The 4034-nt window shown below is 74.3% G+C and carries 4 protein-coding genes; 2 read left to right on the top strand and 2 right to left on the bottom strand.

The features are described 5' to 3' along the window. Positions 1–98: 98 nt before the first annotated feature. Both QCD68_RS16905 and QCD68_RS16900 read right to left on the bottom strand, forming a co-directional pair. Entirely contained in the window at positions 99–818 is a 720-nt protein-coding gene (locus QCD68_RS16905; protein ID WP_301223859.1) for an ABC transporter ATP-binding protein, read from the bottom strand. Then, positions 815–1915, bottom strand: a complete 1101-nt coding sequence (locus tag QCD68_RS16900) for an ABC transporter permease (protein WP_301223858.1) — start codon at positions 1913–1915, stop codon at positions 815–817. The genes QCD68_RS16905 and QCD68_RS16900 overlap by 4 nt, the downstream gene beginning before the upstream one ends. A 150-nt stretch (positions 1916–2065) precedes the next feature. Between QCD68_RS16900 and QCD68_RS16895 the strand changes: the two genes are divergently transcribed. Next, positions 2066–3244 (top strand): sensor histidine kinase, encoded by a 1179-nt coding sequence (locus tag QCD68_RS16895; RefSeq protein ID WP_301223857.1) that lies wholly within the window; start codon positions 2066–2068, stop codon positions 3242–3244. Beyond that, the gene (locus tag QCD68_RS16890) at positions 3241–3861 is read left to right on the top strand and encodes a response regulator (protein ID WP_290156732.1); all 621 of its coding nucleotides are present in this window, start codon (positions 3241–3243) and stop codon (positions 3859–3861) included. Before QCD68_RS16895 ends, QCD68_RS16890 begins: the two co-directional genes overlap by 4 nt. Positions 3862–4034: the final 173 nt, after the last annotated feature.

The following is a 4034-nucleotide window of genomic DNA, read 5'->3' as shown; positions in this document are numbered from 1 at the left end:
GGGGGGGGGGGGGGGGGGGGGGGGGGGGGGGGGGGGGGGGGGGGGGGGGCCCCCCGGGCCCCCCCCCCCCCACGCCCGCCCGGCTCGTACCGGACGGCTCAGTGCGCGCCGGTCGCCTCGAGCAGTGCGGCCGGAGGATGCGCGACGTCGGTGATGCCGCCGTCGACCAGGGTGACGAGCCCGTCGAGGGTGCCGCGGTGGCCGAGGTCGTGGGTGACGAGCAGCGTGGCGGTGCGCTGTTCGTGCGTCAGCTGCGCGATGAGCGCCATGATGGCCGCGCCCCGCTCCTGGTCGAGGGCACTGGTCGGCTCGTCGACGAGCAGGACGGAGGGTTCGTTCACCAGCGCCCGGGCGATCGCGACCCGTTGCCTCTGGCCCCCAGAGAGCTGCGCGGGACGCTTGCCGCCGTGCTCGGCGAGTCCGACCGCGTCGAGCAACTCGTCGGCACGGCGGCGGACCGCGGCACGACGTCGGTGTCCGTCGCCGCCCAGCTCGGCCATCACGAGCAGCTGCTCGCGCGCGGTGAGGGCGGGCACGAGGTTCGACTGTTGGAACACGATCCCGATCTCGGTACGACGCAGCGCCGTGGCCTCGTTCCGGGTGAGGGCGGCCGCGTCGACGTCGTCGATCCACACGTGCCCGGAGTCCGGTCGGATCAGCGTCGCGGCCACGGCGAGGAGGGACGACTTGCCGGAGCCGGACGGGCCGGTGATGCCGGTGACGACCCCGTCCGGCGCCGACAGTGAGACGTGGTCGACCGCGGTGGTGCGCGAGTCGCCGTCCGGGTAGGTGAGGGTGACGTCGTCGAGTCGGATCATCGGTTGCTCCCGAGGGCGGTGAGGGGGTCGGCGCGGGTGACGGTGCGGAGCGCGACGGCGGCGCCGGCGAGTCCGAGGACGACCATGACGGTCGCCGGCAGGACGGTGGTGAGTGGGCTGAGCAGGAACGGCAGGGCTCCGCCGGCGAGCGCTCCGAGGACCGACACGAGACCGATCCCGACACCGATCCCGACGAGCAGGACGACGAGTGCCTGGCCGAGGGCGTCGCGGACGAGGGACGCGTCGGAGGCCCCGAGCGCCTTGAGGACGGCGATGTCGGCCGAACGCTGCATGGTCCAGACCGTGAAGAACGCACCGACGACGAGGGCGGAGACGCCGAAGAGCATGACGATCATCAGCCCGAGCGACCCGACTTCGGACGTGAAGGTCTGGAGGGCCGGCAGGCTCATCAGCGGCGACGCGGCCGCGGTGTGGGTGCGGGCCGCCGCCGCGGTCCAGTCCGGCGTGCCCGACACGGCGAGCACGGTGGGCGCCCCGTCGCCGCCCAGTCGGCGGTCGGCCTGCGCCCAGGCGTCGGGGGAGAGCGCCACGACCGGCGTGTGGCTGTACCAGGCGTCGCCGCCGACGGTGGCGACCCGGTAGGTGGTGCCGGTGATCGTGACGCGGTCCCCGACGCCGACGTGGAGGTCGGTCGCAGCGCCGGAGGACAGCCCGACCGTCTCGTCGGTGGTCGGCGCCAGGTCGGTGGTCATGGACCCCGGGGCGCCGTGCGGGACGCCGAAGAGGGCGACCGCGACGGCGGACGAGCTACGCGGAGCTGCCGCACGTCCCTCCGCGGTCGCCCGGCCTTGGGCGATCCCGACCGGGGTGACCTCGTCCACGCCGGCGGCGTCCCGCCACGCGGCCACGGTCGACGTGCCGATCGAGGACTCCGAGAACGACGGCTTGCCGTCCACCGGCTGCTGGAGGACGAGCCGGTCCCCGGGGAGCCCGAGGACGGCGGACACGTCCTGCGTGGCGAGCCCGCCGGTCAGCCCGGCGAGGAACCCGACCAGCAGGGTGATCAGGGCCACGACGGACCCGATCAACACGAAGCGGCCACGGGCGGACCGGAGGTCACGCCAAGCGACGAACACGATGGTTCCTTCCCGACGTCGGGGGCGTTCCCCGTCGTCCCGACCAGCCTCGCCGGGGTCCGGTCCGGTGCCATCGACGGGAGGTCGACTCCTCGGGTACGACTTCTGGTTGATCCGCCGTGTGCCCGCCGGCCGTACGCTGCAACGGACATGGCTCACAGCACCCTCACGCCCGTCTTCGTCGGGCTGCGCACCGGACTGCACGTGCTGTTCGCCGCGCTGCTCGCGCTCGTCGTCGTCCGGGTCGTCGTCGTGCAGGACGACACCGTGTGGGCGGAGTCCGGCCTGGCCGCACTGTTCGCAGTGCTCTACGTGCTCGGTGCCCGGGTCGCCACCGTGCGGGGACCACGCCGAGCACTCGTGGGAGCACTGTGGATCGTGGCGCTGACGACGGTGTGGGTCGCGCTGCTCGTCCTCGTGCCCGAGGCGGCGTACCTGGTCTTCCCGCTGTTCTTCCTCTACCTGCACGTCCTGCCCCGGATCGTCGGGCCGGTGGCCGTCGTGGTCGCGACCGCGATCGCGATCGTCGCGCTCGGCGTGCACGGCGGCTTCACGGTGGGCGGAGTGATCGGCCCGCTGGTCGGTGCCGGCGTCGCGCTGCTCATCGGCCTCGGCTACCGGGCCCTCGCACGTGAAGCCGTCGAGCGCGAGGCACTCGTCGCGGAGCTGCTCGCGACCCGGGACCTGCTGGCGGCGACCGAACGGCAGCAGGGGGTGCTCACCGAGCGGGCCCGTCTCGCGCGGGAGATCCACGACACCGTCGCGCAGGGCCTGTCGAGCATCCAGATGCTGCTGCACGCGGCCGAAGCCGCCGACGGTGAGCGGCCGGGCATCGACCACATCCGCCTCGCCCGGTCCACCGCGGCCGACGGCCTGGCCGACACCCGTCGGTTCATCCGCGAACTCGCTCCACCGTCCCTCGACGCCGGCCTCGCCGCCGCGCTCGGCCGCCTCAGCCAGCAGTGGCAACGTGACGGCCTCCGCATCGAGGTCTCCGTCCCGACCGGAGGCGCGGACCTGACGATGGACGTCCAGACCGCCCTGCTGCGCATCGCCCAGGGAGCCGTGGCGAACGTCGCGCAGCACGCCGGCGCCACGACCGTCGACATCGGCCTGACCCTCTCCCCGACCGAGGCGACCCTGGTGGTGCACGACGACGGCGTCGGGTTCGACCGGGACCGCGTCGGCCTCGACACCGCCACCTCCGACTCGTTCGGCCTCCGCGCGATGGCCGAGCGCGTCGAACAGCTCGGCGGCGGACTCACCGTCGACAGCGCACCTGGCCGGGGCACCACCGTCACCGCGGTCGTCGACCGGGGCGCCGCATGATCCGGGTCGTGATCGCCGACGACCACCCCGTCGTCCGCGCCGGACTCCGGGCACTGCTCGACAACGACGACGGCATCGAGGTCGTCGGCGAGGCAGCGACCGCGGACGAGGCGGTCGTCCTCGCCACCTCCACCGACCCGGACCTCGTGCTGACCGATCTGCAGTTCGGCGCGGGCCGGTCCGGAGCCGATGCGACCCGGGCGATCCGGGCCGCGGACGCTCCGCCGTACGTCCTGGTCCTGACCAACTACGACAGCGACGGGGACATCCTGAGCGCGGTCGAGGCCGGGGCCAGCGGATACCTCCTCAAGGACGCGCCGCCGGAGGAGCTCCTCGCCGCCGTCCGGGCCGCTGCCGCCGGCGAGAGCGCCCTTGCACCGGCGATCGCCGGTCGTCTGCTGGCGCGGATGCGGGCACCGCGGGTGAGCCTGTCCGTTCGGGAGATCGAGGTCATGCAGCTCGTGGCCGGTGGCGCCTCGAACGGCGACGTGGCGGCGCGGCTGCACATCACCGACGCCACCGTGAAGTCGCATCTGGTGCACGTGTTCTCGAAGCTCGGGGTGAGTTCACGCACGGCCGCGGTGTCCGAGGCCAGGAGCCTCGGCATCCTCCGCTGACCACGGGCGCGTGAGCCGTCGCCGGGCGCGCACCCGGACGGACGGGGGGGCCCGGGGGGGGGGGCCCCCGGGCGCCCCGCCGGGCACCCAAACCGGCCCCAAACCCCCCCCCGGTAGGGTGTGTGGGTGGGGGTGGGGGAAACCCCCCCCGCCCACCGCCCCGGCGTGCGCCG

The organism is Curtobacterium sp. PsM8 (genome assembly GCF_030433875.1).
Lineage (GTDB): Bacteria > Actinomycetota > Actinomycetes > Actinomycetales > Microbacteriaceae > Curtobacterium.
The sequence above is the reverse complement of the archived record's forward strand: the minus strand, read 5'-3'. Positions and strand labels throughout refer to the sequence as shown.

Excerpts from the sequence above, each read along its gene's own strand:
- QCD68_RS16905 (WP_301223859.1), bottom strand. The coding sequence starts at position 818 with ATGATCCGACTCGACGACGTCACCCTCACCTACCCGGACGGCGACTCG.
- QCD68_RS16895 (WP_301223857.1), top strand. The coding sequence starts at position 2,066 with ATGGCTCACAGCACCCTCACGCCCGTCTTCGTCGGGCTGCGCACCGGA.
- QCD68_RS16890 (WP_290156732.1), top strand. The coding sequence starts at position 3,241 with ATGATCCGGGTCGTGATCGCCGACGACCACCCCGTCGTCCGCGCCGGA.